The following is a 24,707-nucleotide window of genomic DNA, read 5'->3' as shown; positions in this document are numbered from 1 at the left end:
TCTCCCCGATCCATGGCCAGTCAATTGATCACATTGCCCAACAACTGGAGAACTACAGGGTGTTTCTTGCACCCTTTGAGTTGCGTCATTACTTCCACGTTTCTTTGGAGAGTCATCCAGACCTCCAATCCGACCTCACCGCCCTCGCCGAACGGGAGGGTCACAGCATCCACTTCACAAAACAAAGGCAGCCCACCTGGCGGCCCTGCACCGTTTATGCCCTGTGTGAACTAATCAAGACCGTCCTCGCCGACCACCACAGTCACGACAAGGTGCTCATTCACACCGATACGGACCTGCTCGTGTCAAGCCAGGCGAAGAATCAACTTTCCAACCACCGTATCGGCTGCGGCAACAAGCCATTTCGGATTGACAGAAAGACCAAGTGGAGATGGAGATTAAAGGCTAAATCTGATCCTCACCTCAAACAATTCGTCAGGGAAATGTTGGACGACGACCCATCAAAGCTTCGGGTTGGCCGGGTTTGTGGTGCCTACATGCCCTGGTCGACTTTCAAAACTTTCGGGGTGCTCTTTAACAACTATTTCAACAACAACTACTTCAAGAGACGGCCCAAACGCCACTGGCCCGTGACTGAAATCGCTATACCCAGCATTCTTCATCTTTTAGAGGGCCCAAAAGCCAACTTTCAACCTCCTTTGATCGAAGTACCAAAGGGCAAAAAAGTGTCCTGCAAAAACATCGATCGGTTGCTCCAAAGCGATCACAGCTTTGGACTCAAAAAAATTGCCAGGGATACAGACAGCAAAGCGTTCCAGTACGTGATGCACCTGCAAAAGCAAGCCTCGCAACACGCCTAACCATGCTGCACGTGGTCGACAACCTGCTGCAGCCCGAGGAGCTGCAACACCTGCGGGATCTTTGCGACATCCATGGCCGGCTCAGGGAGCAGCATTCCGGCGATGCTCAGTTCAGCTGGCGACCCGAGAGCGGTGCCCCTCGCTCCATCCACGCGCCCGCCCAGCAAGCCATCGTCGATCGCTATCTCGACGAGGTTCTTCTCCCCCTCGCCACACCGTTCGCACCCCAGCGGGCCGGGATCGAGTGGTGGTGCAATACCAACAACGACCTCGATTGGCACATCGACAAGGACGAGCTGGAAGGCCAATACAGCGGCCGCTATGTACTGCCGTTGCTGTCCACAGTGTTCTATCCCCACGTCAGCTGTGCTGGAGGTGAACTTCTGGTCGCCGACAACCCCCCGATCAGCAACGGCTATCAGGGCCCCCTGCCAACGTTCCGGTCTGTGATCTCGATCCCGCCCGTGGTGAACCGTTTGGTGCTCTTCTCACCCGGAATCCTGCATCGCATCAACCCATTCGAAGGCGAGCGCTACTCCGTGGCCGTGAACATCTGGGCTCAACCGCCCCTCACCACAACGGCTGCAGAGCCACCGGCTTGAATTTCTCGATCGATACGGTCCAGGCCCGGGGCGAAAAGGTCTGTAGCGCCGCTTTGAATGCAGCCGTATCACCCGTGTTCAGCCAGGCCGCCTTAAGCCTGGGCACATCCTCCGGCAGCCGCTCCATCGGCAGCTCCACCAGCAGCAGACTGTCTGCTCCAGCAGCACGCTGCAGAGAACCCTGATCGCTGCGCTGGAAGACCCGCAGCAGCAGCTCCAGCACCAAGACATGGCCCAACGCTTCCGGAGCCTCACCCTGCGGAGCCACCTCTTTCTGAGAGCGTCCCCCCAGAGGCAACGCCCGCTGCCCCTGCTGATCGATCAACGCCATGGCCACGAGATAAGGAGAGTCAGCCAATACCAGAACCCGAAGACCACCATCCTCACCGGACCCTCCCCATAGCGATCAGTACATGTGTACTATTTAGCCAGCTGTTGCTGTTGCTGTTGCCGTGGAGCTCCAACACATTCCGCTGCCCCTGCAACCAAGGCGAACCCGGCTCACTCTGCCCCTAGCCAATGAATGCGTTGCCGCTGGGTTCCCATCCCCCGCCGATGACTACGTCGATGTGGGGATCGACCTCAATGAACAACTCGTCCGGCATCCCACCAGCACCTTTTTCCTGCATGTCAGCGGCAACTCCATGACCGACGCCGGCATCCACGACGGTGATCTCCTGGTGGTCGATCGCAGCCTCGAACCGCGACCGGGGAAGGTGGTCGTGGCTGTGCTTGACGGTGCCTTCACCCTCAAGCGCCTGGTGCGCCATCGCGGCAGGTTGCGCCTGGAAGCCGCCCATCCGGACTATCCGCCGCTGGAGCTTCACCGCTGCGGCGAGGTTCAGATCTGGGGCGTCGCCATTCATGTAATCCATCCGCTCTGAGGCGACATCGCCATGTCTCAGGCCACGGCCCTGATCGATGGAAACAATTTCTATGCCTCCTGCGAGCAGAGCCTGGACCCGGCCCTGATCGGCCAGCCCGTGGTGGTGCTGTCCAACAACGACGGCTGCATCGTGGCGCGCAGCGCCGAAGCCCGTGCCCTGGGGATCCGCATGGGGACGCCGTACTTCAAGGCGCGTCGAGAGCTTGAACGGCACAACGTGGTGGTGCGCAGTTCGAACTACGCCCTTTATGCCGATATGAGCCAGCGGATGATGAGCCTGCTGGAGGCCCACTGTGAAGAGCTGGAGGTGTATTCGATCGACGAAGCCTTCGGTCGGATTCGTCGTCCCAGCAATGGTGATCTACAAGGTTGGGCCCGACAGCTGCGGGCACGGGCCCGACAGAACCTCGGCATCCCAATCGCCATCGGCCTGGGGGCCAGCAAAGGACAGGCCAAGCTGGCCAATCGCCTGGCCAAACAGACCCCGAACCGTGCCGGGACGTTCGACCTCGGCCAGTGCGATAACCCTGATCACTGGCTGGAAACGATTGCGATCGAGGATGTCTGGGGGATCGGTCGTCAATTGGCCCATTGGTGTCGACTGCGGGGCATCAGCAACGCACGACGCCTGCGGGACATGCCGAGCGGTGAGCTACGCGCCAAATGCGGCGTGGTGGGCCTGCGTCTGCAACGCGAACTGCGCGGCCATGCCTGCCTACCGCTGGAGCTTGCACCGGCACCGAAGCAGGAAACCTGCGTGAGCCGCAGTTTCAGCCGACCCATCACCAGCGAGGCTGAGCTGCACCAGGCGATCACGACCTATGTGGTGCGCGCCGCCGAGAAATTGCGCAAGCAACGGCAGCGGGCGGCAGCCCTCACCATCTACACCCGCACAAGCCCGTTCGCTCCCGGCTTTTACAGCCAAGCGGCCAGCACGCAACTGGATCTACCGAGCAATGACACGTCCGTGCTGCTGCAAGCAGCGCACCCCTTGGTGGCACGAATCTTTCGCCCCCACCGTCAACTGGCCAAGGCCGGCGTGCTGATGCAGCACCTGCAGAGCCATGAGATCCTCCAGACCCATCTGATGGTGCCGATGAGTGAAGAGCAGCAGCAGAAACGGGAATGCCTGATGCAGACCATCGACCAGATCAATCGGCGTTACGGGCGTGGAACCCTGCAATGGGCAGGCTGCGGACTGCAGCCAAGCTGGTTGATGCGACGGGAGCAACTCAGCCGAGCCGCCACCACCCGTCTGCAGGATCTACCCGTGGTGAGGGCCTGAGCCCATCGATCACGGCTCACCCAGAAAACGGCAGGCAGGGAGGCTGATCGCCACCTGATCCACACCGTCGAGGAAAGCTTCAGCGTCGACCGCCCGCGTGCGCACAAAACTGGTTCGAATCTCTTCCAGCTGGGCCATGGCGTCGTCACGACTCAGGCCTGTGGAGGTGTGAGCAAGACTGCAAAGGGATGTCGCGACACCACGACCGAAGCCACGTGAACTGGCCTGGCGCCGCACCGCCGACAGCAGCATGGGCACCACGAGACCACCCAGCACGAGAACAAACACAATCACGCCCCAGAGGCGACCGCCACGCACCCAGTAAGGAACCAGATAAAGACCGCTATTGGCAGGAGAGGGTGGCTCAGAGGGAGGAGGGTTCATCACTCAGGCCTCCTGCAGCAACTGAATGACCTGTTCACGTGTGCTGAGCAGCAACACCATCCGCTCACCATGGGCATTAAGGCCAGTCTGCTCCCGCACCAGATCGGTGCTAGCGAGCGCCAATCCTCCGGTTTCGGTGAACAACACCGGCAACGTGCCGTGGTGTCCCCGCATGCCCTGTAAATCCAAAGCCTGACGCACGGCCCGCTGCGCTTTGTCAGAGCCCAAGCGCTCCACGAAGGCCGGCCAGAGGTGGTTCACCGGAGCGAGAGCCGCGAAATCAAGCTGCGTATCAGACATCAAGACGGCAACAACGCGAGAGCTTCACTGATCATCTGCGGGGTGACAGCGATGCGCTCAAGCGGATCGGCATTGTCGAGGTAAGCGTCAAACGAAGCGAACCGCTCGATCACCGGATCAGCTCCCTCGGCGGCGCAAGCTTCGACCCAATCGCCCTCCTCCGGCTTCACCGCGATGTAGGCCTGCAGCGCTTCCTCGAGATCACCGCCGTCGCCGACGCCATCGCCATGCCAGATCGCTTCGAAGAATTCAGACATCTCAACGCGACGGACAGGTCTTGATGCAGTTTGCCGAGAACATTGGCAACCTCACCACACATCGAAGCCAAGAACCATGGCCCATGGCTCAGGCGGCGGGAGGAACCGCATCCCCTGAGGTCTCCGCAGCAGGGGAATCGACCGCAACGGTGTAGCTCGCGCAACGCTGCTGATCCAGATGGCCGATGTGCTTTCTCTCGGTGTAATAAAGCTCCTGGTAACGCAGCGCATCACGGTTGAGGTCATCGAACAAGGCCTGAATCCGTAGCTCCATGTCCACGTTGCTCTCGTCTGACGAGGCGTCCTGATCAATCAATACGGCGATACAGGCCTCCAGGGTCTGCAGGCGCTGACCACCCCAGGCCTCCAGCAGATGCCGGCAGCGCTTCAGGCTTTTCTGGCGCTCCAGCAGAGCAGCGATGCCTCGCAACTGCTCCAACGGCTCCGCCAAAGCAACAAGCTGCAATTCGCCGGGCTCCAGGAGAGGCGTCAGGCGGGAGACCAGCGCACTGCTCTCGAGCAACAGCTGATCGGTGAGCAGGCGTGGCAGATCCATCACATCAAGACCCTCGCCGTCGTCGTCGCATCGGCTGATCGCCTCCAACCGCCCCTCACCCAGGTTGGTCTCCTCTAGATCCGTAATGGCCGCCCAGAGATGGCGGTGATGGGGGATGGCGAAATCCTCCAGTTCCCGCGTGCGCAGTTCCTGGCGAATCGTGGCCCGATGCCGAGGGCAATGCAGATACAAACGCAGCAGGTCTGCCTCGCAACGCTCCCGCTGACCGGATTCACCCGGCTGCTCATGGCGGCTGGAGCGCCCATGCCAACGCTGGCCCTTCACCTGCTGGCGCAGATCGTCCTCGAGCTGAAGCGCCAGCCGTCCCTGCCCACCACTGAGCCGCTCCGCCACCCGTTGGAGGTAGTGGGTTCGGACAGCGGACTGGGGCAGTTTGCCCAGCAGCCCCACCAGGGCCGTCACCGCCTGCTGAAACTGGTCAGCCCGGCTGAGGTCTCTCGCCTCAAGGACCTGCTCGATCTGCCAGTCGAGCCAGAGGGGGGCCTGATCCAGCAGAGCGCGGTAATCGCCGGCCCCGTTCTGTTTGAGGTATTCATCAGGGTCCTTACCGGACGGGAGGTGCAGAACCCGCAGCTCCAGCTGGCCCTGCATGGCCAGCTGCTCCACCTCTCCAATAGCCCGATTGGCCGCACGGACACCAGCGCCATCGGCATCAAAATTCAGAACGATCCGCTTGCTATCGCTAACGCGGCACAACTGGGTGATCTGCTGACTGCTCAGAGCCGTGCCAAGGGAGGCCACGGCGTTGGTGATGCCGGCGGCATGCAGTGCAATCACATCGAAGTAGCCCTCCACCACCACAGCCCTGTCGTCCTTACGGATGGCATTGGAGGCTTTGTCGAGACCAAACAGATGCTTTCCCTTCTCGAACACCTCGGTCTCGGGAGAGTTGAGGTACTTCGGTTCGCTGCCATCAAGACTGCGCCCCCCGAAGCCGATCACCCGACCCTGACGGTCATGGATCGGAACCATGACCCGATGGCGGAAGCGGTCATAAAAGCCATTGCCGCCCTTGCGAGGCACCACCAGACCAGCCGCCTCAAGGAGCTCGGGAGCCAGCCCCTCCACCTGTTGAAGATGCTTCAGAAGGCCATCCCACTCATCCGGCGCATAGCCGAGCTGAAATGACTCCTGGGTGGCGGGGCTGAGACCTCTGGCGTCGCTGAGGTATTTGAGGGCCTCTGCACCCGTGGGAGCCAGCAACTGGCTGCGAAACCAGCCGGCGGCCAGAGCCAGGGCCCGTTGCAGCTTGTCCCTACGGGAGAGCTGCTGCCGCAGCCGCTCCTGCTGCGGACCATCCACCGTCTCGATCGGGAGCTGGTAACGCCGCGCCAGATCCAGCACGACATCACTGAAGCTCTGGCGTTGGAACTCCATCAGGAACTTGATGGAGTTGCCCCCGGCACCGCAGGAGAAGCAGTAGTAGAACTGCTTGGCGGGAGACACCGTCATCGACGGTTTGCTGTCGTCATGGAACGGACAGATCCCGACGAATTCCCGTCCCTTCTTCTTGAGCACCACGTGCTCGCCCACCACATCAACGATGTCGGCCCGTTCCTTGACGGCCTCGATCGTTCTTGGGTGCAGGCGGGCATTCACCATCAGTTCATTCTGCGAAGTCGCAGGGTTCCGTGCACCCCGTCATCAGAACACCCATGGCCGAAACGCAGAACGAACCAGCCTGGTGGAACCGGGAATCGGTGCGGGGCAGTCGGGCTCTGATCCTCAGCTCTCTGGCCTTCAGTCTGATGACGGTCTGCGTCAAGCAGCTGAACAGTCGTCTTCCGGTGGTGGAAATCGTGCTGAGCCGAGCGCTGATCAGCATCGTTCTGACCGTAATTGGGCTACGCCTCGCCGGGGTTTCTCCCTGGGGGCATCGACGCGGGCTGTTGGTGGCCCGTGGGCTGCTGGGCAGCCTGGCTCTGCTGTGTTTCTTCGAGGCGATTGATCAGCTGCCACTCGCCTCGGCAACGGTGCTGCAGTACACCTACCCCACATTCACGGCCCTAGCGGCGCTGCTGCTGCTTGGCGAACCGCTCCGACGACGCATCAGTGGGGCGGTTCTGCTGGGCTGGATCGGCGTCACGCTGGTGGTGCAACCGCAGTGGCTGACGGGAACAGCACAGCCGGCTCAGCTCATCCCTGCCCTGATCGGCATTGCTGGCGCTCTGATGACCGCCCTGGCCTACGTCAGTGTGCGGCGGCTGTCGGAAACCGAACACCCGCTGGTGATCATCCTGTATTTCCCGATGATCTCGGTTCCCTTAACCCTGCCCTGGGTGCTGCATCAGGGGGTGTGGCCCAACGGCATCGAGTGGTTCTGGCTCCTGGGAGTCGGCGTGATGACTCAGCTTGGCCAGATTTGGGTCACCGAAGGCCTGCGCTGTCTGCCCGCCGCCCGAGCGACGTCGATCAACTACGTGCAAGTGGTCTTCGCCGCTGGCTGGGGCTGGCTCTGGTTTGCTGAATCGGTGAATGCCTGGCAGGTGGGTGGGGGAATGCTTGTGCTGTCCGCCACCCTGATCAGCCTGTCGGCCCGGAGTTAGCTCGACTCGAAGTAGAAAGTAGACCTCAGGCCTTGTCCAATCCCAAGGGATAGGTGAGCCAGGCCTGACGGTCATCCGTTCCACCCTTGGGGCGAACCAGGCGCCAGCTCTGCCCGCGGGAGCCCCGTTGCAGAAACAGCTCAAACGGGCTGTCCACCTGAACGCGGTCACCGGGCAGCTGCCAATCGAACCGACCCGAAACCCTCAAGCCCTGCTCATCGCCCAGGGCGAAGCTTTCCTGGTCTTCGACCCGCACACGACTAACGCTGGGGGCGATGGGCATCGGGGTGAGGTCCAGGGAGCTGGCGATAGCCGTCTGGGTGAGCTGAATCTGCAGGGCCAGCGCTTCATTCAATAGAGCGCGTGGCGGTTGGGATCCACTGCAGGCCGTGAGGGAAACCACGATCGACAAAACGCAAAGCGCCTGAAGAAACCTTTGCAAGACACGCTTCAAAAGAGACACAGGCAATGAGAGCTGCGGCAACATGACGCGGTTGGAACCTCTCCCCATGATCGGCTGGCTGCAAGGACGACCGATGGAGTGCTGGACTCAAGGCAACCGTAGCGGCGTTCTGTTGCTTTGCGGTGGTGTCGGGTATGAGGTGCATCTGACGGAGCGGCATCAGCAGAACCTCTCTGCTGACAGCGATCTGAACCTGTGGATTCATCAGGTGCAGCGGGAGGACGGCAGCAGCCTCTATGGCTTTCCTCTCCGTCAGGAGCGGGATCTGTTCAGGCTGCTGATCAGCGTCAGCGGTGTCGGTCCCCAGGCCGGTCTGGCCCTGATGCAGGAATGCAGGCCCCAAGAACTGGTGGAAGCGATCAGCAGCGGTGATCTGCGCCGACTTTGCAAGGCGCAGGGCATCGGCAAACGCACAGCAGAGCGCCTTGCGGTGGAACTCAGGGCCTCCATCGCGGCATTCGCGGGCGTTGATCCAGCTCCCTCCCTGGCTGAAGGAATCAGCTCAGAGCAGATGCCAGAGAGCGGGGCCGACGTCGAAGCAACCCTGGCAATGCTGGGTTACGACGATCTCGAAATCCGTCGCGCCATCCGTGCGATCGCCGAGGGTGCAGATGGCCCCCCGCCTGCCGGAGGCGACCAGGACGCTTGGCTGCGGGTCTGCCTCCAATGGCTAAGTCGCGAATCGGCCTGATCCGTCCCTCGCAAAGGTAAGCTGGTTGTTTGCACTGACAGGGCCGCCCCCCGCGCATGTCGCTTGATACCACCGAGAAGCAGCAGCTGATCAACACCCACCAGACCCACGGCACCGACACCGGTTCGGCCGAGGTCCAGGTAGCCATGCTGAGTGAGCGGATCAACCGTCTCAGCAGCCACCTGCAGAACAACATCCACGACTTCTCCTCGCGTCAGGGGTTGCTCAAGATGATTGGCCGTCGCAAGCGTCTGCTGAGCTACATGCGCAGCAAGAGCGAGCAACGCTACGCCGATACGATCGCCAAACTGGGCATCCGCGGCTAATCGAACTGCCCCATGGCTGAGCAACGCAATGCCCTTCCCTTCGAGCCCAAAGGGTCTGGGAAGGGAAGCAAGCCTGCCTCTGGGGCTCCCAGACAGGAAGCCATTCCTCGGTATGTGGCCGATCGAATGGCTCGTCGTGTCGCTGTGTTCACAGGACTCCCGTCTCTCGCAGGGATGGGAGTTTTTGTTGGCAGCTACATCGTCGTCACCCGTGGCATCGCCGATATCGCTCCGGGGCTCACACTCGCAGGCTCCGGCTTGTTTTTCCTCCTAGGGCTGGTGGGACTCAGCGTTGGCGTGTTGACAGCCAGCTGGGATCCCGAACCCGGTTCGCTTTTGGGCTTTGAGAACTTCAAACCCAATGTCCAGCGGATGCGTGAGTCGATCCGGGCCCAGAAGCAACAGCAGAGGTCATCAGAAGAGCCCTGAACAGTGCTCTTCTGATGACCTAATCAACATCAAGTGAGAACCAGACGGTCGCTGCTGCGGGCTTCAAAGGCTTGGTTGCGCAACGATTCGATCGCTTCATCTACATTTTTTACGCAGAACTGAGGGCCAAGTCGCACGTAGCGAACGGTCTCGCCATGACGCACCTCGGCGACCACAGGCACTTTGACGCCCAACTCATCCCGTTCGGGACGATGTTGGTTCAGGCATTCCCGCAACTTGTGCTGAATGGCGATGTCACTGGCCTGATCAGAAGGGAGCTGAACCAGAAGCAGATTGAGCTCATCAACGGCGCGGCAGTCGTCAATGATCAGCTGCACGCGCTCGTCACGCCGATCCACCCCAGCCCACACCAGCAAGCGGGCTTCGGCCATCAGATGATCCGCGAGGCGGGCATAGCTCTTAGGGAAAACAACGGCTTCGCAGCTTCCGGTGAGATCCTCGAGCTGAAGAATCGCCATGCGGTCGCCCTTACGGGTGGTGACCTGGCGCATCTCCGCCACCATCGCGATGGCACTCACCTTTGTTTTATCCGGCTGCTCCTCAAGGGATCCCAGGCCGATGGGCGCCAGCAGTTTCGAGGAGGGCGTGAGCTGTTTGAGGGGGTGATCTGACAAGTAGAAGCCCACCAAATCTTTTTCAAGGCGCAGCTTTTCTGTCGGGGGGTAATCCGGCACCGGTGCAGCTTTGGGGGCATGGCTGAGATCAGCCGGGCCAGCGTCATCGGATGCTGGGGCCATCAAATCGAAGAGATTGCCCTGACCGCTGTCACGGTCCTTGGCCCGTGAGGAGGCCCAGTCGAGGAGCAGGTCCAGATCGGCCATCAGCTGGGCACGATTGGCCTGCGGATCCATGGCATCCAGGGCGCCGCAGTGAATCAACGATTCCAGGCCACGACGATTGAGCACCGAAGACGGGATCCGATCACACAGATCGGCCAGGGAGTGGAAGGGCCCATCGCTATCGCGGGCGGCGATCAACTGCCGAATCGCTCCGTCACCAAGGTTGCGAACAGCGGAGAGTCCAAACAGGATTCGATCGCCGTTGGGGGTGAAATCGGTCAGGGAGGCATTCACATCCGGAGGCATCACCTCAATCCCCATTGCATTGCAATTGGAGATGTAGCGCTGCACCTTGTCGGCGGCTCCTGCATTCACCGTGAGCAGGGCCGCCATGTAGGCCACCGGATAGTGCGCCTTCAGATAGGCCGTCTGATAAGTAACGGCGCCGTAGGCCGTGGAATGGCTCTTGTTGAAGCAATATTCAGCGAAGAGAACCATCTGATCGAACAGTTCGTCGGCGACCTTTTCATCAACGCCACGCTCACCAGCTCCTTTGACGAAGATGCCGCGATGCTTCTGCATCTCTGAAACTTTTTTCTTGCCCATCGCCCGTCTCAGCAGATCGGCCTGACCCAGGGAATAACCAGCCAGATCCTGAGCGATACGCATGATCTGCTCCTGATACACCATGATCCCGTAGGTCTCCGACAGGATCGGCTCCAAGATCGCGTGGGCGAAATCAATCGCCTCCCGCCCGTGCTTGCGGTTGATGAATTTGGGAATCAATCCAGCATCGAGAGGGCCCGGTCTGTAGAGAGCGAGGATTGAGGAAATATCTTCCAGAGAAGACGGCTTGAGATCGCGCACGATCTGCCGCATGCCACTGGATTCCAGCTGGAAGATCCCCTCAAGGTCACCGCGAGCGAGAAGAGCAAAGGTCTCTTCATCCTCCGGCGGGAGCTTGTCGGGATCGACGCGGGTTCCACTGCTGACCTCCACCAGCTCGAGCGTCTTTTCGATCATCGTGAGGTTCTTCAACCCCAGGAAATCCATCTTCAACAGACCCATGGATTCCACGTCTTCCATGAAGTACTGCGTGATCACCTGACCATCGTTGTTGCGCTGCAACGGCACAAGCTCATCCAGAGGGTCAGCGGCAATGACCACCCCGGCTGCATGCACACCAAAGGTTTTATTGGTGCCCTCAATCCGCATCGCCATGTCCACCCAACGCTTGACCGTTGGATCCGACTCGTACTTCTCGCGGAACTCGGGATTGGGTGATTCCTCACCGATCATCGCCTTGAGCTTGGCGGGCTTGCCGCGAACCACTGGGATCAATTTCGCCAGACGGTCGGCATCGCCATAGGGAATATCAAGCACCCGGGCCACATCCTTCAGAACCGCCTTGGAGGTCATCCGGTTGAAGGTGATGATCTGGGCCACCTTGTCTTCGCCGTAGCGCTCGGTGACGTAGTCGATCACCTCACCACGGCGTTCAATGCAGAAGTCGGTGTCGATATCAGGCATCGACTTGCGTTCCGGGTTGAGGAAACGCTCGAAAAGGAGGCAGTTGGTGATCGGATCGATGTTGGTGATCCCAAGGCAGTAGGCGACAAGCGAGCCTGCAGCAGAGCCCCTGCCAGGCCCCACAGGAATGCTCTGTTCCCGGGCAAAGCGGATGTAATCCCAGACCACCAGGAAGTAGGTGGGGAATCCCATCTGCTCCATGATCTTGAGCTCGTGGCTCATGCGCTCGGCGTAGTCGTCGGGCAGAGGAGCATCGACACCGAGCTCGAGGCGATCCCGCAGCCCTTGCTCCGTCACCTCCCTTAGGTAGCTGACAGGGGTATGCCCTTCGGGAATCGGGAAGCGGGGCATTTGGTAGCGCCCGAGGATGTCGTAGGGCTCCACCTTGTCGGCCACCTTGACGGTGTTGGCAATCGCCTCCTGGACCACCTCAGGCTCCAGATGGTCACCGAAAAGACACGCCATCTCCTCTTCGGTCTTGATGTATTCGGTTCCCGTGTAGCGCAGTCGCTTCTCATCGGTGATCAACTTGCCGGTGAGCACACAGAGAAGAGCGTCGTGGGCTTCGACGTCCTGCTTGCTCAGGTAATGGGCATCGTTCGTCGCAACAATCTGGATGCCGAGTTCCTTGGCGATCTTGACGATCTCGACGTTGACGATCCGATCTTCCGGAGATCCATGGTCCTGGATCTCGAGGTAGTAGTCATCGCCAAAAACCTCCTGGTACCAGGCCGCCACCTTGCGTGCAACATCAGGACGACCACGCAAAATCGCCTGGGCAATCTCGCCACCGAGGCAGGCCGTGGCAATGATCAGCCCCTCGCTGTGTTGCTTCAGCAGCTCCTTGTCGATGCAGGCACGGGAAAAAATGCCGCGTCCCCGCATCCCCCGCAGATGGCTGATGCTGGTGAGCTTGACCAGGTTGCGGTAGCCCGTGGCGTTTTTGGCAAGCACCACCAGGTGGTAGCGCTTCTCTTTCTTGGGTTGCGGATCATCAATGGACCCGTTGATCACGTACATCTCGTTGCCGATGATCGGCTTGAGATCGGTGCCCTGACAAAGCTTCAGAAGCTCGATGGCGCCGTACATCACGCCGTGATCGGTCAGGGCGATCGCTGGCATGCCCAGTTGCTTCGCCCGCTCCACCATGGCCGGCAACTGCGACGCCCCGTCGAGAAGGCTGTAATCGCTGTGGTTGTGGAGAGGGACAAATGCCATAGGGTCAGACTAGGACCCAACGCAAGATCCAGCGTTCACGGGGAACGAAACACCCCACATGTGGCGGAGCTCAGGGAACCAGAGCGGCTTCAGGGCGTGAAGCGAACACCTGCGCAGCCTGCTCGTACTGGTGCGCCACCTGGAGCAGACGCGGTTCGTCCAAGACATTGCCGATCAGCTGCATCCCAATCGGCAAACCCGCCGCACTGAATCCGCAGGGAACACTGATGGCAGGCAACCCGGCCAGGTTCACCGGAATCGTCAGCAAGTCGGCGAGGTACATCGCCAGAGGGTCATCAGCATGGGCGCCAGCCTTGAACGCGGTGGACGGTGCGGTTGGCGTGAGCAGCACATCAACACTCTGGAACGCAGCATCAAAATCACGCCGGATCAGGGTGCGCACCTGCTGGGCCTTTTTGTAATAAGCGTCGACGTATCCGGCGGAAAGGGCATAGGTGCCAATCAAGATCCGCCGCTGCACCTCCGCACCAAACCCCTCAGCACGGCTTCGTGCTGTCATCGCAGCAAGGCTCTCGGCGTCGTCCGCACGAAAGCCGTATTTGACCCCGTCATAACGGGCCAAATTGGCAGAGGCCTCCGACGGCGCAATCACGTAATAGGTGGCGATGCCGTCGTTGAAACGGGGGCAGCTCACCTCCACCAGCTCAGCGCCAAGAGCCTCCAGCTGAGCAGCAGAGGCCTGCACCGAAGCCTTGACCTCAGCATCGAGGCCTTCGGCATCGAAGCACTCCTTGATCACACCAACCTTGAGACCCTTGATGGGCTTGTTCAGGCCGGCACTGAAGTCCGGCACAGCCGCATCAAGGCAAGTGGAATCACGGGGGTCGGGCCCTGCGATCACCTGAAGCAGTTCGGCCACATCAGCCACACTTCCTGCAAAGGGACCCACCTGATCCAAGGAACTGGCAAAAGCCACCAGACCCCAACGGCTGACGCGGCCGTAGGTGGGTTTAAGACCCACAACGCCACAAAACGAAGCAGGCTGACGGATGGAGCCTCCGGTGTCGGAACCCAGAGAAGCAACGCAACTCCCTGAAGCGACGGCCGCAGCACTGCCACCGGAGCTTCCGCCCGGTACGTGGGCTGTGTTCCAAGGATTCTGAGTCGCACCAAAGGCCGACGTTTCCGTGGAGCCGCCCATGGCGAACTCATCCAGATTCGTCTTACCCACCAGCACACCTCCGGCTTGCCAAAGCCTTTCGGTCACTGTTGATTCGTAGGGAGGCACAAACTGTTCCAGCATGCGGCTGGAGCAGGTGGTGCGAACCCCTTTGGTGCAGAGGTTGTCTTTAACGGCCAGTGGCAATCCAGCCAGAGGGCCGAGGGTCTCTCCAGCGGCCCGTGCTTCATCGATGCTGGATGCATCAGCACGGGCTTTTTCGCTCGTCACCTCAACAAAAGCATTGAGAGACGGCTCAGAGTTTTCGAGCCGCTTGAGGTGTTGATCAATGAGCTCACGGGAGGAAATCTCACCGCTCTGCAGTTGCTGACGCCACGCGCTGATCGTCATGTCCCTGCGATCCATTGCAGGGAGGACGCTATCAGCCGCTTGATCAGCCCTCAGCTGTGATGGTGAGGGGCTCGGAGCGACGAGTCCGCAGCAGGGAGTGGCTGATCGACTGGGGTTGCTCAGACTTGACGTCGTCAAGGAAGGAACTCAGCTCGTTTTCCAAACCTTTGCGGGTGACAAACGGACCGAACCAGTAGGTCACATCGGGACCAGATGTCTGAATCCGAGCCCACCAGGCGACCCCAAGGCCATTGGCAAGGCTGCGCAGCGGCCGGATCAGGGGACTCATGGGAGGGGTAGAACGACCTCAAGGCATTGTGCCTCGTGAACCGGCAAAACCGAGCTGTTTTCAGGGAGATAGCTGGATATTCTGATCGAACTCCGGCGCAGCAGCTTGTTCAGACGGATGGAGATCCAGTTCAATCCGCTGGTCAGGAACCTTCTCCACGGGTTGTTCAGGCGGTTCAGACGCCTCAGTGGACGTCTCTACCCCAGCGAGTTGGGGCCGTCGAATCGGGGGTGACGGCGCCTGGCCGTGAATGTCCTTCATCCAATTGCGTCGCGCCACTTCATAAACGCAAAGTGCCGTAGCAACGGATGCATTCAGGCTTGGGGTAATGCCCCGCAGCGGAATACGGACCAACTGATCACAGTGACGCCGGGTCAAAAGCGACAAGCCCTGGTCCTCTGACCCGGTGACCAGCACCAATGGGCCGCTGAGATCAACATCCGTGAGGGTCACGTCCCCTTCTGCCGCAAGGCCCACCACCCTGTATCCCGCATCCTTGAGCTTTTCCAACGACCGGTTGAGGTTGACCACACGCGCGACCGGAAGGTGTTCAAGGGCGCCGGCTGCCACTTTGGCAGCCGAACCGGTTAAACCAGCACTCCGACGCTGGGGAATCACCACCCCATGGGCTCCCATCGCCTCGGCGGAACGCACGACAGCACCGAGATTGTGGGGGTCCGTGACACTATCCAAAGCCACCAATAAGGGGGGTTCCCCAAGATCCGAACAGCCATCGATGAGGGTTTCGAGATCGAGGGTTTCAGCCGCTGCCGTCTGAAGGGCGATGCCCTGGTGAACGGAACCACCTGTGATCTGTCCAAGCCGAGCCCAGGTCACCTCTTCCACCAAGACCCCAGACGCCTTGGCATCGCGCAAGAGCTGGAGAAATTTGGCCGCACTGCGCATCTCCGGGGTGCACCAAATGCGATGAATGGGTCGTCCTGCCTCCAGCGCGGCTTGGGTGGCATGGCGCCCCCAAATCAGATCATCTGCCGGAGGTGTGGCCGCTGCGGCCTCCGGTGCTGCATCTAGTCGCTGGGAACGGCCATTGTCGTAGCGCGATCGGGGGCGCTGGGACGGCTGGCGCCGTTCATCCCCGGAGCGGCGACGGTCGCCGTAACGATCATTCCGATCTCGAAATCGTCCGGGCCCTGAACGGTCGTTCTGAGATTCCGTACGAAAAGCATTCTGATCCCGGTCGAAGGAACGGGATCGATCCCCGAATCGCTCTCTGGGGCGATCATCAGATCGATTGCCGGGTCGATCCCCGAATCGCTCTCTGGGTCGATCCCCGGATCGATTGCCGGGTCGATCTCCGAATCGCTCTCTGGGGCGATCATCAGAACGATTACCGGGTCGATCTCCACCCCGAGGACGCTCCCAGCCCTCATCCCTCGGCGCTCGTCGGTCGCGAAAACTGCTGCCATCTCGACCAGGTTTGGCGTAAGGGGAACGACCGCCGTCGGAACGACGATTGCTGGGCATGGGACGACCGTTGCCAGAGCGCCCCACCGAGGAGCGACCAGCGGATGGACGTCCACTGGGAGGCCTGCCTCCTGGTGGTCGTCCACTTCCACTCCCTCCTGGCCCCGAACGACCATCGCGGGATGGGCCGCTGGAGCGGCGTTCAAAGCGAGGGCTCATGGTGTGCGAGGCAACGTTATGGGTTGGATCCGGCTTGCTCCAGGTGATCGAAGAGCTCAGCAAGCCGGGCTGGATTGTTCAGAAACAGCCAGCCAACCATTGTCTCAAACCCCGTGGCCCGTCCATACACAGCGGCCTCGGCTCGGCGCGGACCACGGCCTGCACTGTTGCGACCCCGACGGACCAGATCGAGTTCCTGGGAGTCAAGGAGTTGACGGTCTTCCAGCCATGTCAACAAACGGGATTGGGCATCGGCGCGAACATCGGCCACCACAGCACGATGCAAATGGTCGGAACGGCCGGGTCTGGCTCCATGGCGGAGCCGTTGATGAAGCTCCCAGACGGCATCTCCGATCCAAGCCAGCTGCAATGGGCCCAACTGATCGTTCAGGCCACTGGGTGACTGATTACGAATCCAGTCGCTCAAGCGGCCAATTGGTTCAGAGCTGTCGGAAGATCCTCCACTAGATGGAGGAACTCTTCGAGCCGCACCAACTTGATCGTCTGCGTCACACGGGTGTTCCCCACAAGGAGAAACGAACGTTTGGCATCCGTGCATTGTTTGGCCAACTGCACCAGGGCGCCAAGCCCTGATGAGTCGAGAAAATCGATCTTGCTTAGATCGAGAACAGCTGGAAGCTTGTTGGCTTTCAAAACATCGGCCACGTACTCCATGAACTGCTTCTCGGAGTACGCATCCAGTTGGCCGGTGAAGTGAAACACCAAACAGCCATCCTTCTGTTCAAATCCGCCCCGTAGAGAGACGGTCAGTCGCTGCAGTTCGCTGATGGGATCAAGCCCCCCAGGCATCATCGGCACGAAGTGTAGTGATGCTGAGCCTGGGCAACCACCTCATCAACGGCGATCGGCCATGAGCGTCACAAAGCGGGCGAAATGATGATCCGCGTCATGCGGTCCAGGACTGGCTTCCGGGTGGTATTGCACACCAAAAACGGGCTTGTGACGGTGAGCAATGGCCGCCACGGTGCGGTCGTTCAGATTGAAATGGGTGACATCAATGGCGTCGGCATCCAGAGATTCGGCAGAGAGGGCAAATCCGTGGTTCTGACTGGTGATTTCAACCTGCCCCGTGGTGCCACAGGGATGATTCAAACCACGATGGCCATAGGACAGCTTGAAGGTCTTGCCGCCGAGTGCCAGGCCGAGAATCTGATGGCCCAAACAGATCCCAAACAGCGGTAGATCGGCCTCCTCCAAGAGAGTCTTGGCCAGGGCAATCCCATGGCTCACCGCCGCAGGGTCGCCAGGACCGTTGGAGAGAAAGACACCATCCGGGCGATGGGAACGAACCGTGGCCAGATCGGTGTCTGCAGGGAGAACAGTGACGTCACAGCCATGGGCGACCAGGCGATCGAGAATGGCTCGTTTAATTCCAAAATCAACCGCGACGACGCGGAAGGGGGCGTCGCTTCGACGCTGCAGGCGCTGATCGAAGCCAACACTGCAGGCTTGATTCCACTGGTAGGGCTCACGGGTGGTGACGCGATCCGCCAGGTTCAGTCCTTCCATCGAAGGCGCCTGCTTCAAGAGCTCAAACAACTGCGCAGGTGTCTGGCCGTCACTGCTGATCACACCATTCATGGCACCGACCTCGCGCAGATGACGCACCAGCGCACGGGTGTCTACACCGCTGATACCCACCAGTTGATGGCTCTGCATCCAGGTATCGAGAGTCTGTTCACAACGCCAGTTGCTGGGCGACGGCGCCAGCTGGCGTGCGATCACACCAAGGGCGTGGGGACGATCGGCTTCCTGATCGTCGGAATTAACCCCGGTATTGCCGAGTTCGGGATAGGTGAAGCTCACCAGTTGTCCGGCATAGGAGGGATCCGTCAGCACCTCCTGATATCCGGTCATCCCGGTGTTGAACACCACTTCACCGATGGTTGTACCGCGATGGCCAAAGCCGACACCGGTCAGAACCGTGCCATCGGCAAGGACGAGATAGGCCTTGTCTGATGGGGAGTCGGGCATCGGAGGGCCGCCGAAGGGCATCAGTCACTCATTCTCCATCTCCATCGGACAGGGCATCCCGCAGAGCGACAAGCTTCTCCCAGGCCTTGCCCTCTCGCAGAACCGTCATGGCCTGTGCAGCAGCAGCCGTCAGATCCGTTTGCAATCCAGCGGCCCAAAGCACCAATGCCGTGTTGAAGGCAACCACCTCCGTTTGAGCGAGCGATCCATGCCCTTGCAGAACATCTCGCAGGATCTGCTGATTCACCGAGCAGTCACCACCACCCAGCAAATCGAGGCCGGCACCCGTCAGGCCCAGATCTTCAGGGCAGACCTCCTGGCTGCTGATGCCCCCCGATTCGATCAAACGCAAGGCGTTGGGGCCAGCCAAGGAAGCCTCATCGAGACCGCCAGCGCCGTGAACCACAACGGCACGGGTCAATCCCAACTGCTGGAGGGCACCTGCCATGGGATCGAGAAGCTCCGGACGGGCCACACCAAGAACCTGGGCCTGGGGCTGCAGTGGGTTGACCAGTGGACCCAGCAGGTTGAACACAGTGCGAACGCCCAGACAGCGTCGTAATGGAGCCAGATTCACCAAGGCGGGATGCCAGGCCGGAGCAAACAAAAAAGTGACACCGGTTCCAGGCAGAGCCTCCACCACCTTGTTTAAGGGTGCCTTGAGGTTGAGACCGAGCCCTTCAAGAACATCGGCTGAGCCCACCTTGCCGCTGGCGCTGCGGTTGCCGTGCTTCGCCACATTCACTCCACAGGCGGCGGCGGTGAAGGCGACAGCAGTTGAGATATTGAACGTATCTGCACCGTCACCACCGGTGCCGCAGGTGTCGACCATCGCCAAATTGGGTCGGGCGCAGGGAAGTGGGCACGCTTCCCTCAAAACAGCTGCCATGGCCGCAAGCTCATCGGCCACCATTCCCTTGGCTCTCAGACCAGCGAGGAACGCCCCTGTTTGAACGGGCTCTAGCTCTTCGGCCAGCCAGGCATGCATCAGGGCGGTGGCCTCATCGGAGCTGAGGTGGTTGCCCTGCAGCAGGTGGTCCAAGCGAACCGACCAAGAGCGCGTGTCTGAGGACATGGAAGAGAAGCTGGCAGTAAAAAACCCGGGTGCGAGGCACTCCGGGCCAGGTGATGGGGACGTCTCCACTATCCCTCAGATGAGTGGCGGACGACCAGCCGTTCAAGACGGATGCCTAGGTTGGCGGCCCAACGGGACCCACGAGCTCGCATGGCTGCCCTACGTCTCGACTTGATCGGCCGCTACTTGCGACCCCATCGACGCACCGTCCTGCTGGGAGCCATTGCACTGGTTGTGGTCAACATCCTGCGGGTGACGATCCCGATGGAGGTCCGCAGCGTCGTGGATGAGCTGCAAGAGGGATTCAGTTACGCCGGGGTCCTGCGCCAGGCGGGATGGGTCGTGCTTCTTGCGAGCACCATGGGGGTTATTCGACTGGTCTCGCGCCAACTCGTCTTCGGCGTGGGCCGGCAGGTGGAAGTGGAGCTGCGTCAGCGCTTGTTCGAGCACATGCTTCGCCAGGAACCCGATTGGATTCAGAGCAAGGGCAGCGGAGAGGTGATCAGTCGCGCGACCAGCGATGTGGAAAACATCCGGCGCCTGCTCGGATTCGCGATTCTCAGCCTGACCAACACGTTGCTGGCCTATGCGCTCACGCTGCCAGCCATGTTGGCAATCGATCCATGGCTAACCCTGGCCGCCGTCGGTCTTTATCCCGTGATGCTCAGCACGGTGAGGCTGTTCGGCGGGCGCATGATGCGTCAACAACGTGCACAGCAGGAAGAACTATCGGCGCTCAGCAATCTGATTCAGGAGGATCTGTCGGGCATCGGGGCCATCAAGATCTACGGCCAAGAGGCTTCGGAACAGGATGCCTTCGCGACGCGCAACCGCCGTTATCGCGATAGCGCCATTCGTCTGGCGAGAACACGGAGCACCTTGTTCCCTCTGCTTGAGGGGATTTCGTCCATCTCTCTCCTGTTGCTGCTGGCCATCGGCAGCGGTCAGCTCGAATCCGGTCGATTGAGCATTGGTGGCCTGGTCGCCCTCATTCTTTATGTGGAGCAACTTGTATTCCCGACTGCACTGCTGGGATTCACCCTCAACACCTTTCAGACCGGACAGGTCAGCCTCGAGCGGGTGGAAGAGTTGCTCCGACGCGAACCGAAGATCAAAGATCCAGAGCAACCCACCGATCGACCTCATCCGACGAACCAACGAAGGGGTCGCTTTGAAGCCCGTGACCTGACCGTTCAATACGAGGGTGCTGAGCACAACACGCTCAACGGCCTGAGTTTCTGCATCGAACCGGGAGAGTTGGTCGCCGTTGTTGGTCCAGTGGGATGCGGCAAGACCACCCTGGCTCGCTCCTTCGGGCGCATGGTTCCTCTCGAGCCCGGGAAGCTGTTCCTGGATGGGGTGGATGTCACCCAGATGCCCCTGCAGGAGTTACGCCGTGATGTGGCGATTGTTCCCCAAGAGGGCTTTCTTTTCACCAGCACCCTGGCGGACAACCTCAGGTATGGCGACCCTGCAGCCACAGATCAACGGGTTGAACGGGCAGCAGGCCAGGCCCGTCTCGCTGATGACATCAAGGGATTTCCAGATGGCTTCGAAACGATCGTTGGGGAACGCGGCATCACGCTGAGTGGTGGTCAGCGTCAACGCACAGCGCTCGGACGTGCCTTGCTGATGTCGGCCCCGGTGTTAGTTCTCGATGACGCCTTGGCGAGTGTCGATAACAACACCGCAGCAGCCATTCTCGATTCGATCCGGGCGCAGGACGATCGGACCATCGTGATGATCAGCCATCAACTTTCTGCAGCCGCTGCCTGTGATCGCATCCTCGTAATGGAGGGCGGGCGCATCGTGCAGCAGGGACACCACAGCGCGTTGATTCAGCAACCAGGGGTCTACAAGCGACTTTGGGAGCGTCAGCAGGCGGCGCAACAGCTGGATGCGATGGCTTCCTGAAGAATCTCCGAGCTGTTTCTGACAATCGCCGTGTCCATGGCTTAGCTGTGGTGACGGCAACTTCTTCCATGAACAGCGGATCCCCCTTCGCGGTGCGCTGCACGCTCACCTTTGGTGACATCTACGGGCAGGTGCTGGCTTGGATGGCAGTGATTTTTGTGAGTTTGGCCTCTGGTCTCGCGCTCATGGGGTCATCGCGCCCGGTGTTTGCGCTTGTAGGTGTGGGACTCATCCTGGTTCTCAGCCTGCCTTTTCTTCTTTTTGCATTTGTCACAACGCTGCTGAACCATATTCAACTGGAACCACAAACACCAAAAGCTTCAGAGAGCTGAAAGCGAAAGCCTCAATTAAATCCACAAACACCGACACTGCTTCGCTAATGAACGAGCAATGAGAAGACGATAAATCACGATTTTCAGATTATTTTGATGCCTTCAACAACAGACCCCTGAGACATTTTTAAGTGAGCAATCCCGAACGGCCTTCCCTTGATCTGCCGAAAAGCTAATAACAAATTCATCCATTCGTCAAAGACGCCACGGTCCGCCGACATTCTCCACATCACATTTTGAGCACATCAAAAAACGTGTGATTAATGACATCAATCTGATAACCAGTTCTAAGCAGACACAAATCTGATTTCAAACGGATTCAAATTCACCGCCCGCTCGTTTCTGTCAAACCAAGCTGGTTCTTACCGGAGGGTTTTCATCTCTATCAGGGCATCCAGCCACGACGAATCTTTGATGTGCCAAAGCATCACGCTGTTGAATCAGCTGCCTAAGCTTGGACGATCGACAGAATCAACATGCTGCCCTCTTGGTTGTCTCCCCGCGGCGGCGCTGAAGCATCTGAACCAGCAATGCACGCTGTTCTGGGGACACCGCTCAATGCCCCATTGATGGCGGACCAAGAGGAGGCGATCTTTGCGTGCGGATGCTTTTGGGGAGCTGAAAAAGGGTTTTGGAGGCTGCCGGGAGTCGTGACCACTGCCGTGGGCTACGCGGGCGGTCAAACGGAACAACCGACCTACAACCAGGTCTGCTCCGGCAGAACAGGGCACACAGAAGTGGTCCGCGTGGTTTGGAGTCGCCCCGCTCTGGACTTCAGCGACCTGCTGAAGCTGTTCTGGGAATGCCACGACCCCACCCAGGGCAATCGGCAAGGCAACGACACCGGCACCCAATACCGATCAGCCATTTACACCTTCAACCCGCTGCATCTTCAACAGGCCCAGGCCAGCCGAGACGCGTATCAAGTCGCCCTTTCCGCCAAGGGCTATGGCGCCATTACCACCGAAATCCTGGCGGATCAAACCTTTTACTTCGCCGAGGAGTATCACCAGCAATACCTCGCCAAACCGGGAAGCCGCCCCTACTGCTCCGCGATGCCAACCCAGACGCTGCTCGGCGACTTCGAAGGCTCCAACTACAAACTCCCGAAGCAGGTTTGGGACAAGTACGACTGGTCCATCAGTCACTGCGTGCTCCGATCTGACAACAGTCCGATCGCGCTCGCCTAAGGAGATAGGGCTCCTGCACGGCCGCAAACACGCTGCGAAAAAACAGTCGTTTCGGCCAGGATGTTCAAGAACCCAATCCATGGCATGCCCGAGCCTTTGTCTGATCGGCAGGTGATCCTGGCCATCGCGGTAACGCTGATTTTGGTTCTCGGCCTGATCCTCGGCAGTGTCTCCCTCAACCGAGAGCAGCAAGCTCCATTCCTCTGGCGGGAGACGCCTCAACCCAAAGTGACACCATTGGCAATCTGACCACCTGCCCAGAAGCAGGTTGCCTCCTAGTGCGATCGTGGATGCAGAGGGACCCCTCCGATCTGCAGTGAGTGCGCGGCCTGATCCATCCGAGCAGCGACAACTCCATCCTCTGCCCAGAGGGCTGGTTGAGCTCTACGGCTTGATTGCCGTTCTTGTTGTGCTGATCCCTGAGTGGTTGGCGGATGGAACTCTCAATCTTGGCCAAGCCAAAGGCCCTGCGGCACTCCCCATGCGGTCCAGGGCTTGGCGCACCCTTCCGGAACTCCGTTTGGCCGCGATGAGCTTGGCCGAGCTCCGTAAGGCCGCCTCAGAACTGCGTCTGTATCACTACGCATCAGCAAGTCGAGACAAGCTCACCACTCGGTTGCTTCGACGACTCAGACGCCGGGATGCACTGTGATAACTTAAATCTGACGGGGCGTGGCGCAGCTTGGTAGCGCACCACTTTGGGGTAGTGGGGGTCGTGGGTTCAAATCCCGCCGCTCCGATTTCAACCGTTTTTTTCCCCACCTGAAACCCAACCTTTCAGGCTCTGAGCCGGCAAACATGCCGGCTCTTTTTTTGTGTTCAGTGACGGCCAGTGCGGGTCATCACGAGATGCCTGGATGCATCAATCTGAAGCCAACCCTCATCACGTAACTGACCCAACACACGGGTGACAGTCACCCGCGTCGTGCTGAGTGCACTGGCGATCTCCTGATGGGTGAGGCGGAGATTCAGCCGCAAACCATCATCACAGGGCTCACCAAAGTCCCTAGCGAGCAGCTCCAAAAAGCCCCGGACCCGTTCCTCAACGCGCCGCAGCCCCAGCAAAGCCAACATTGACTCAGCTTGGCGGTAACGAGCCGCCATGGACCTGGCCAGGAGAAGAGACAACTCAAGCGACTGCTCGAGCTCTCCAAGATCACAGCACAGCAAATCACAATCCGTGAGCGCAACAGCTTCGTACGCCTGCACATTGGTGAAAGCCGCGCCGAAGTGTTTATTGGGCCCCACGAGCCCAAGGACAAGTTCATCGCCATGCACCGAAATCGCCCCGAGCTTCACCATGCCGCGAACCACAAACCAAACACTGCCTTTGAGGAGTGGAACAAAGCTTCCCGATGTCACATGAACAATATTTCTTTTTTGATAGCTGTCTTCCAGAAGAGCCTTAAAGCCGAGAATTTCCGAACAGAGATCAGAGGATGTAGTAGCAAGCATATGAAATCCTATGAATGCACAAAAACTCTATGCAAAGCCTCTTTGACGACCAACAAAGAAGCGGGAGAGATTTGGTTAAGGACTCCCTAAAGTTCCTGAGAACAAAGCAGTTGGGCTTCCAAAAAAAGGGCCCCAAAGGGCCCTCTAACGCTTTGCTGTTCAAAAAT

The 24,707-nt window shown here is 59.7% G+C and carries 28 protein-coding genes and 1 tRNA gene; 14 read left to right on the top strand and 15 right to left on the bottom strand.

Annotated elements, in window-relative coordinates; genetic code table 11:
* Positions 1–272: 272 nt before the first annotated feature.
* Both FZX13_RS02225 and FZX13_RS02220 read left to right on the top strand, forming a co-directional pair.
* A complete protein-coding gene (locus tag FZX13_RS02225; protein WP_226406882.1) occupies positions 273–821 on the top strand; it encodes a hypothetical protein in 549 nt (182 codons plus the stop codon).
* 2 nt (positions 822–823) lie between these two features.
* Positions 824–1,423, top strand: coding sequence for a 2OG-Fe(II) oxygenase (locus tag FZX13_RS02220; protein ID WP_226406880.1), 600 nt, complete (start codon positions 824–826; stop codon positions 1,421–1,423).
* Here the strand turns inward: FZX13_RS02220 and FZX13_RS02215 are convergent.
* Positions 1,392–1,781: a hypothetical protein gene (locus FZX13_RS02215; RefSeq protein ID WP_115093751.1), complete on the bottom strand. Its 390-nt coding sequence runs from the start codon at positions 1,779–1,781 to the stop codon at positions 1,392–1,394. The two genes, FZX13_RS02220 and FZX13_RS02215, sit on opposite strands and share 32 nt — an antisense overlap.
* Before the next feature lie 94 nt (positions 1,782–1,875).
* On the opposite strand from FZX13_RS02215, the gene FZX13_RS02210 reads away from it, so the two are divergent.
* Together FZX13_RS02210 and FZX13_RS02205 are read left to right on the top strand one after the other, a co-directional pair.
* On the top strand, positions 1,876–2,307 hold the full coding sequence (locus FZX13_RS02210) for a translesion error-prone DNA polymerase V autoproteolytic subunit (RefSeq protein ID WP_226406869.1): 432 nt from the start codon (positions 1,876–1,878) through the stop codon (positions 2,305–2,307).
* Between the two features lie 12 nt (positions 2,308–2,319).
* Positions 2,320–3,594, top strand: coding sequence for a Y-family DNA polymerase (locus tag FZX13_RS02205; protein WP_226406867.1), 1,275 nt, complete (start codon positions 2,320–2,322; stop codon positions 3,592–3,594).
* Between the two features lie 9 nt (positions 3,595–3,603).
* Here FZX13_RS02205 and FZX13_RS02200 read toward each other — a convergent pair whose 3' ends face one another.
* From FZX13_RS02200 to dnaG, 4 genes are all read right to left on the bottom strand, one after another.
* Complete coding sequence (locus FZX13_RS02200) at positions 3,604–3,978, bottom strand: hypothetical protein (protein ID WP_226406865.1); 375 nt, start codon at positions 3,976–3,978, stop codon at positions 3,604–3,606.
* A 3-nt stretch (positions 3,979–3,981) separates the two neighbouring features.
* Positions 3,982–4,278 carry a hypothetical protein gene (locus tag FZX13_RS02195; protein ID WP_115023356.1) on the bottom strand — a complete coding sequence of 99 codons (297 nt, stop codon included), beginning with the start codon at positions 4,276–4,278 and terminating at the stop codon, positions 3,982–3,984.
* Positions 4,278–4,535 carry a hypothetical protein gene (locus FZX13_RS02190; protein ID WP_115023358.1) on the bottom strand — a complete coding sequence of 86 codons (258 nt, stop codon included), beginning with the start codon at positions 4,533–4,535 and terminating at the stop codon, positions 4,278–4,280. Before FZX13_RS02190 ends, FZX13_RS02195 begins: the two co-directional genes overlap by 1 nt.
* Before the next feature lie 88 nt (positions 4,536–4,623).
* On the bottom strand, positions 4,624–6,714 hold the full coding sequence (dnaG, locus tag FZX13_RS02185; protein ID WP_226406863.1) for a DNA primase: 2,091 nt from the start codon (positions 6,712–6,714) through the stop codon (positions 4,624–4,626).
* Between the two features lie 53 nt (positions 6,715–6,767).
* Between dnaG and FZX13_RS02180 the strand changes: the two genes are divergently transcribed.
* Entirely contained in the window at positions 6,768–7,658 is an 891-nt protein-coding gene (locus FZX13_RS02180) for a DMT family transporter (protein ID WP_226406861.1), read from the top strand.
* A gap of 25 nt (positions 7,659–7,683) precedes the next feature.
* Here FZX13_RS02180 and FZX13_RS02175 read toward each other — a convergent pair whose 3' ends face one another.
* Positions 7,684–8,145: a hypothetical protein gene (locus FZX13_RS02175; protein WP_170952158.1), complete on the bottom strand. Its 462-nt coding sequence runs from the start codon at positions 8,143–8,145 to the stop codon at positions 7,684–7,686.
* 22 nt (positions 8,146–8,167) lie between these two features.
* On the opposite strand from FZX13_RS02175, the gene ruvA reads away from it, so the two are divergent.
* Genes ruvA through FZX13_RS02160 form a run of 3 tightly spaced genes read left to right on the top strand, consistent with a single transcriptional unit; the run spans position 8,168 to position 9,567 of the window.
* A complete protein-coding gene (gene ruvA, locus FZX13_RS02170; RefSeq protein WP_166018390.1) occupies positions 8,168–8,812 on the top strand; it encodes a Holliday junction branch migration protein RuvA in 645 nt (214 codons plus the stop codon).
* A 56-nt stretch (positions 8,813–8,868) separates the two neighbouring features.
* On the top strand, positions 8,869–9,138 hold the full coding sequence (rpsO, locus tag FZX13_RS02165; RefSeq protein ID WP_006851408.1) for a 30S ribosomal protein S15: 270 nt from the start codon (positions 8,869–8,871) through the stop codon (positions 9,136–9,138).
* Between the two features lie 12 nt (positions 9,139–9,150).
* Positions 9,151–9,567 (top strand): PAM68 family protein, encoded by a 417-nt coding sequence (locus tag FZX13_RS02160; protein ID WP_226406859.1) that lies wholly within the window; start codon positions 9,151–9,153, stop codon positions 9,565–9,567.
* Between the two features lie 29 nt (positions 9,568–9,596).
* Here FZX13_RS02160 and FZX13_RS02155 read toward each other — a convergent pair whose 3' ends face one another.
* The 8 genes from FZX13_RS02155 to trpD form a co-directional block, all read right to left on the bottom strand.
* Entirely contained in the window at positions 9,597–13,115 is a 3,519-nt protein-coding gene (locus FZX13_RS02155; RefSeq protein WP_226406857.1) for a DNA polymerase III subunit alpha, read from the bottom strand.
* Positions 13,116–13,185: 70 nt separating this feature from the next.
* Positions 13,186–14,661, bottom strand: a complete 1,476-nt coding sequence (gene gatA / locus FZX13_RS02150; protein ID WP_226406855.1) for an Asp-tRNA(Asn)/Glu-tRNA(Gln) amidotransferase subunit GatA — start codon at positions 14,659–14,661, stop codon at positions 13,186–13,188.
* Positions 14,662–14,689: 28 nt separating this feature from the next.
* The gene (locus tag FZX13_RS02145; protein WP_115093742.1) at positions 14,690–14,935 is read right to left on the bottom strand and encodes a DUF1816 domain-containing protein; all 246 of its coding nucleotides are present in this window, start codon (positions 14,933–14,935) and stop codon (positions 14,690–14,692) included.
* A 60-nt stretch (positions 14,936–14,995) separates the two neighbouring features.
* Positions 14,996–16,579, bottom strand: coding sequence for a 23S rRNA (guanosine(2251)-2'-O)-methyltransferase RlmB (gene rlmB / locus FZX13_RS02140; RefSeq protein WP_226406853.1), 1,584 nt, complete (start codon positions 16,577–16,579; stop codon positions 14,996–14,998).
* Positions 16,580–16,595: 16 nt separating this feature from the next.
* Entirely contained in the window at positions 16,596–17,006 is a 411-nt protein-coding gene (locus FZX13_RS02135) for a Mini-ribonuclease 3 (protein ID WP_115023373.1), read from the bottom strand.
* Positions 17,003–17,392, bottom strand: a complete 390-nt coding sequence (locus FZX13_RS02130) for an STAS domain-containing protein (protein WP_226408221.1) — start codon at positions 17,390–17,392, stop codon at positions 17,003–17,005. Before FZX13_RS02130 ends, FZX13_RS02135 begins: the two co-directional genes overlap by 4 nt.
* Positions 17,393–17,434: 42 nt before the next feature.
* A complete protein-coding gene (gene carA, locus FZX13_RS02125) occupies positions 17,435–18,595 on the bottom strand; it encodes a glutamine-hydrolyzing carbamoyl-phosphate synthase small subunit (protein WP_226406851.1) in 1,161 nt (386 codons plus the stop codon).
* 7 nt (positions 18,596–18,602) lie between these two features.
* The gene (gene trpD, locus FZX13_RS02120; protein WP_226406849.1) at positions 18,603–19,649 is read right to left on the bottom strand and encodes an anthranilate phosphoribosyltransferase; all 1,047 of its coding nucleotides are present in this window, start codon (positions 19,647–19,649) and stop codon (positions 18,603–18,605) included.
* A gap of 150 nt (positions 19,650–19,799) precedes the next feature.
* Between trpD and FZX13_RS02115 the strand changes: the two genes are divergently transcribed.
* The 6 genes from FZX13_RS02115 (at position 19,800) to FZX13_RS02090 (ending at position 23,825) form a co-directional block, all read left to right on the top strand.
* Positions 19,800–21,563, top strand: a complete 1,764-nt coding sequence (locus tag FZX13_RS02115) for an ABC transporter ATP-binding protein (protein ID WP_226406847.1) — start codon at positions 19,800–19,802, stop codon at positions 21,561–21,563.
* Between the two features lie 68 nt (positions 21,564–21,631).
* Entirely contained in the window at positions 21,632–21,895 is a 264-nt protein-coding gene (locus FZX13_RS02110; RefSeq protein ID WP_115093736.1) for a hypothetical protein, read from the top strand.
* A 476-nt stretch (positions 21,896–22,371) separates the two neighbouring features.
* Positions 22,372–23,085, top strand: a complete 714-nt coding sequence (msrA, locus tag FZX13_RS02105; RefSeq protein ID WP_226406845.1) for a peptide-methionine (S)-S-oxide reductase MsrA — start codon at positions 22,372–22,374, stop codon at positions 23,083–23,085.
* Positions 23,086–23,169: 84 nt separating this feature from the next.
* Positions 23,170–23,334 (top strand): hypothetical protein, encoded by a 165-nt coding sequence (locus tag FZX13_RS02100; protein ID WP_226406843.1) that lies wholly within the window; start codon positions 23,170–23,172, stop codon positions 23,332–23,334.
* Positions 23,335–23,401: 67 nt separating this feature from the next.
* Positions 23,402–23,737: a hypothetical protein gene (locus FZX13_RS02095; RefSeq protein ID WP_226408219.1), complete on the top strand. Its 336-nt coding sequence runs from the start codon at positions 23,402–23,404 to the stop codon at positions 23,735–23,737.
* Positions 23,738–23,751: 14 nt separating this feature from the next.
* Positions 23,752–23,825 (top strand) — tRNA-Pro (locus FZX13_RS02090).
* A gap of 79 nt (positions 23,826–23,904) precedes the next feature.
* Here FZX13_RS02090 and FZX13_RS02085 read toward each other — a convergent pair.
* A complete protein-coding gene (locus FZX13_RS02085) occupies positions 23,905–24,540 on the bottom strand; it encodes a Crp/Fnr family transcriptional regulator (protein WP_226406841.1) in 636 nt (211 codons plus the stop codon).
* Between the last annotated feature and the right edge of the window lie 167 nt (positions 24,541–24,707).

Origin of the sequence: Synechococcus sp. MU1625, from assembly GCF_020514205.1 — a bacterium.
Taxonomy (GTDB): domain Bacteria; phylum Cyanobacteriota; class Cyanobacteriia; order PCC-6307; family Cyanobiaceae; genus Parasynechococcus.
This window is presented reverse-complemented; position numbering and strand designations above follow the sequence as displayed.

Excerpts from the sequence above, each read along its gene's own strand:
- FZX13_RS02190 (WP_115023358.1), bottom strand. The coding sequence starts at position 4,535 with ATGTCTGAATTCTTCGAAGCGATCTGGCATGGCGATGGCGTCGGCGAC.
- trpD (WP_226406849.1), bottom strand. The coding sequence starts at position 19,649 with ATGTCCTCAGACACGCGCTCTTGGTCGGTTCGCTTGGACCACCTGCTG.
- FZX13_RS02160 (WP_226406859.1), top strand. The coding sequence starts at position 9,151 with ATGGCTGAGCAACGCAATGCCCTTCCCTTCGAGCCCAAAGGGTCTGGG.
- FZX13_RS02115 (WP_226406847.1), top strand. The coding sequence starts at position 19,800 with ATGGCTGCCCTACGTCTCGACTTGATCGGCCGCTACTTGCGACCCCAT.
- FZX13_RS02205 (WP_226406867.1), top strand. The coding sequence starts at position 2,320 with ATGTCTCAGGCCACGGCCCTGATCGATGGAAACAATTTCTATGCCTCC.
- FZX13_RS02200 (WP_226406865.1), bottom strand. The coding sequence starts at position 3,978 with ATGAACCCTCCTCCCTCTGAGCCACCCTCTCCTGCCAATAGCGGTCTT.
- FZX13_RS02220 (WP_226406880.1), top strand. The coding sequence starts at position 824 with ATGCTGCACGTGGTCGACAACCTGCTGCAGCCCGAGGAGCTGCAACAC.
- dnaG (WP_226406863.1), bottom strand. The coding sequence starts at position 6,714 with ATGGTGAATGCCCGCCTGCACCCAAGAACGATCGAGGCCGTCAAGGAA.
- FZX13_RS02145 (WP_115093742.1), bottom strand. The coding sequence starts at position 14,935 with ATGAGTCCCCTGATCCGGCCGCTGCGCAGCCTTGCCAATGGCCTTGGG.
- FZX13_RS02155 (WP_226406857.1), bottom strand. The coding sequence starts at position 13,115 with ATGGCATTTGTCCCTCTCCACAACCACAGCGATTACAGCCTTCTCGAC.
- rpsO (WP_006851408.1), top strand. The coding sequence starts at position 8,869 with ATGTCGCTTGATACCACCGAGAAGCAGCAGCTGATCAACACCCACCAG.
- FZX13_RS02100 (WP_226406843.1), top strand. The coding sequence starts at position 23,170 with ATGCCCGAGCCTTTGTCTGATCGGCAGGTGATCCTGGCCATCGCGGTA.
- FZX13_RS02195 (WP_115023356.1), bottom strand. The coding sequence starts at position 4,278 with ATGTCTGATACGCAGCTTGATTTCGCGGCTCTCGCTCCGGTGAACCAC.
- FZX13_RS02110 (WP_115093736.1), top strand. The coding sequence starts at position 21,632 with ATGAACAGCGGATCCCCCTTCGCGGTGCGCTGCACGCTCACCTTTGGT.
- gatA (WP_226406855.1), bottom strand. The coding sequence starts at position 14,661 with ATGGATCGCAGGGACATGACGATCAGCGCGTGGCGTCAGCAACTGCAG.
- carA (WP_226406851.1), bottom strand. The coding sequence starts at position 18,595 with ATGCCCTTCGGCGGCCCTCCGATGCCCGACTCCCCATCAGACAAGGCC.
- ruvA (WP_166018390.1), top strand. The coding sequence starts at position 8,168 with ATGATCGGCTGGCTGCAAGGACGACCGATGGAGTGCTGGACTCAAGGC.
- FZX13_RS02175 (WP_170952158.1), bottom strand. The coding sequence starts at position 8,145 with ATGTTGCCGCAGCTCTCATTGCCTGTGTCTCTTTTGAAGCGTGTCTTG.
- FZX13_RS02085 (WP_226406841.1), bottom strand. The coding sequence starts at position 24,540 with ATGCTTGCTACTACATCCTCTGATCTCTGTTCGGAAATTCTCGGCTTT.
- FZX13_RS02180 (WP_226406861.1), top strand. The coding sequence starts at position 6,768 with ATGGCCGAAACGCAGAACGAACCAGCCTGGTGGAACCGGGAATCGGTG.
- rlmB (WP_226406853.1), bottom strand. The coding sequence starts at position 16,579 with ATGAGCCCTCGCTTTGAACGCCGCTCCAGCGGCCCATCCCGCGATGGT.
- FZX13_RS02130 (WP_226408221.1), bottom strand. The coding sequence starts at position 17,392 with ATGATGCCTGGGGGGCTTGATCCCATCAGCGAACTGCAGCGACTGACC.
- msrA (WP_226406845.1), top strand. The coding sequence starts at position 22,372 with ATGCTGCCCTCTTGGTTGTCTCCCCGCGGCGGCGCTGAAGCATCTGAA.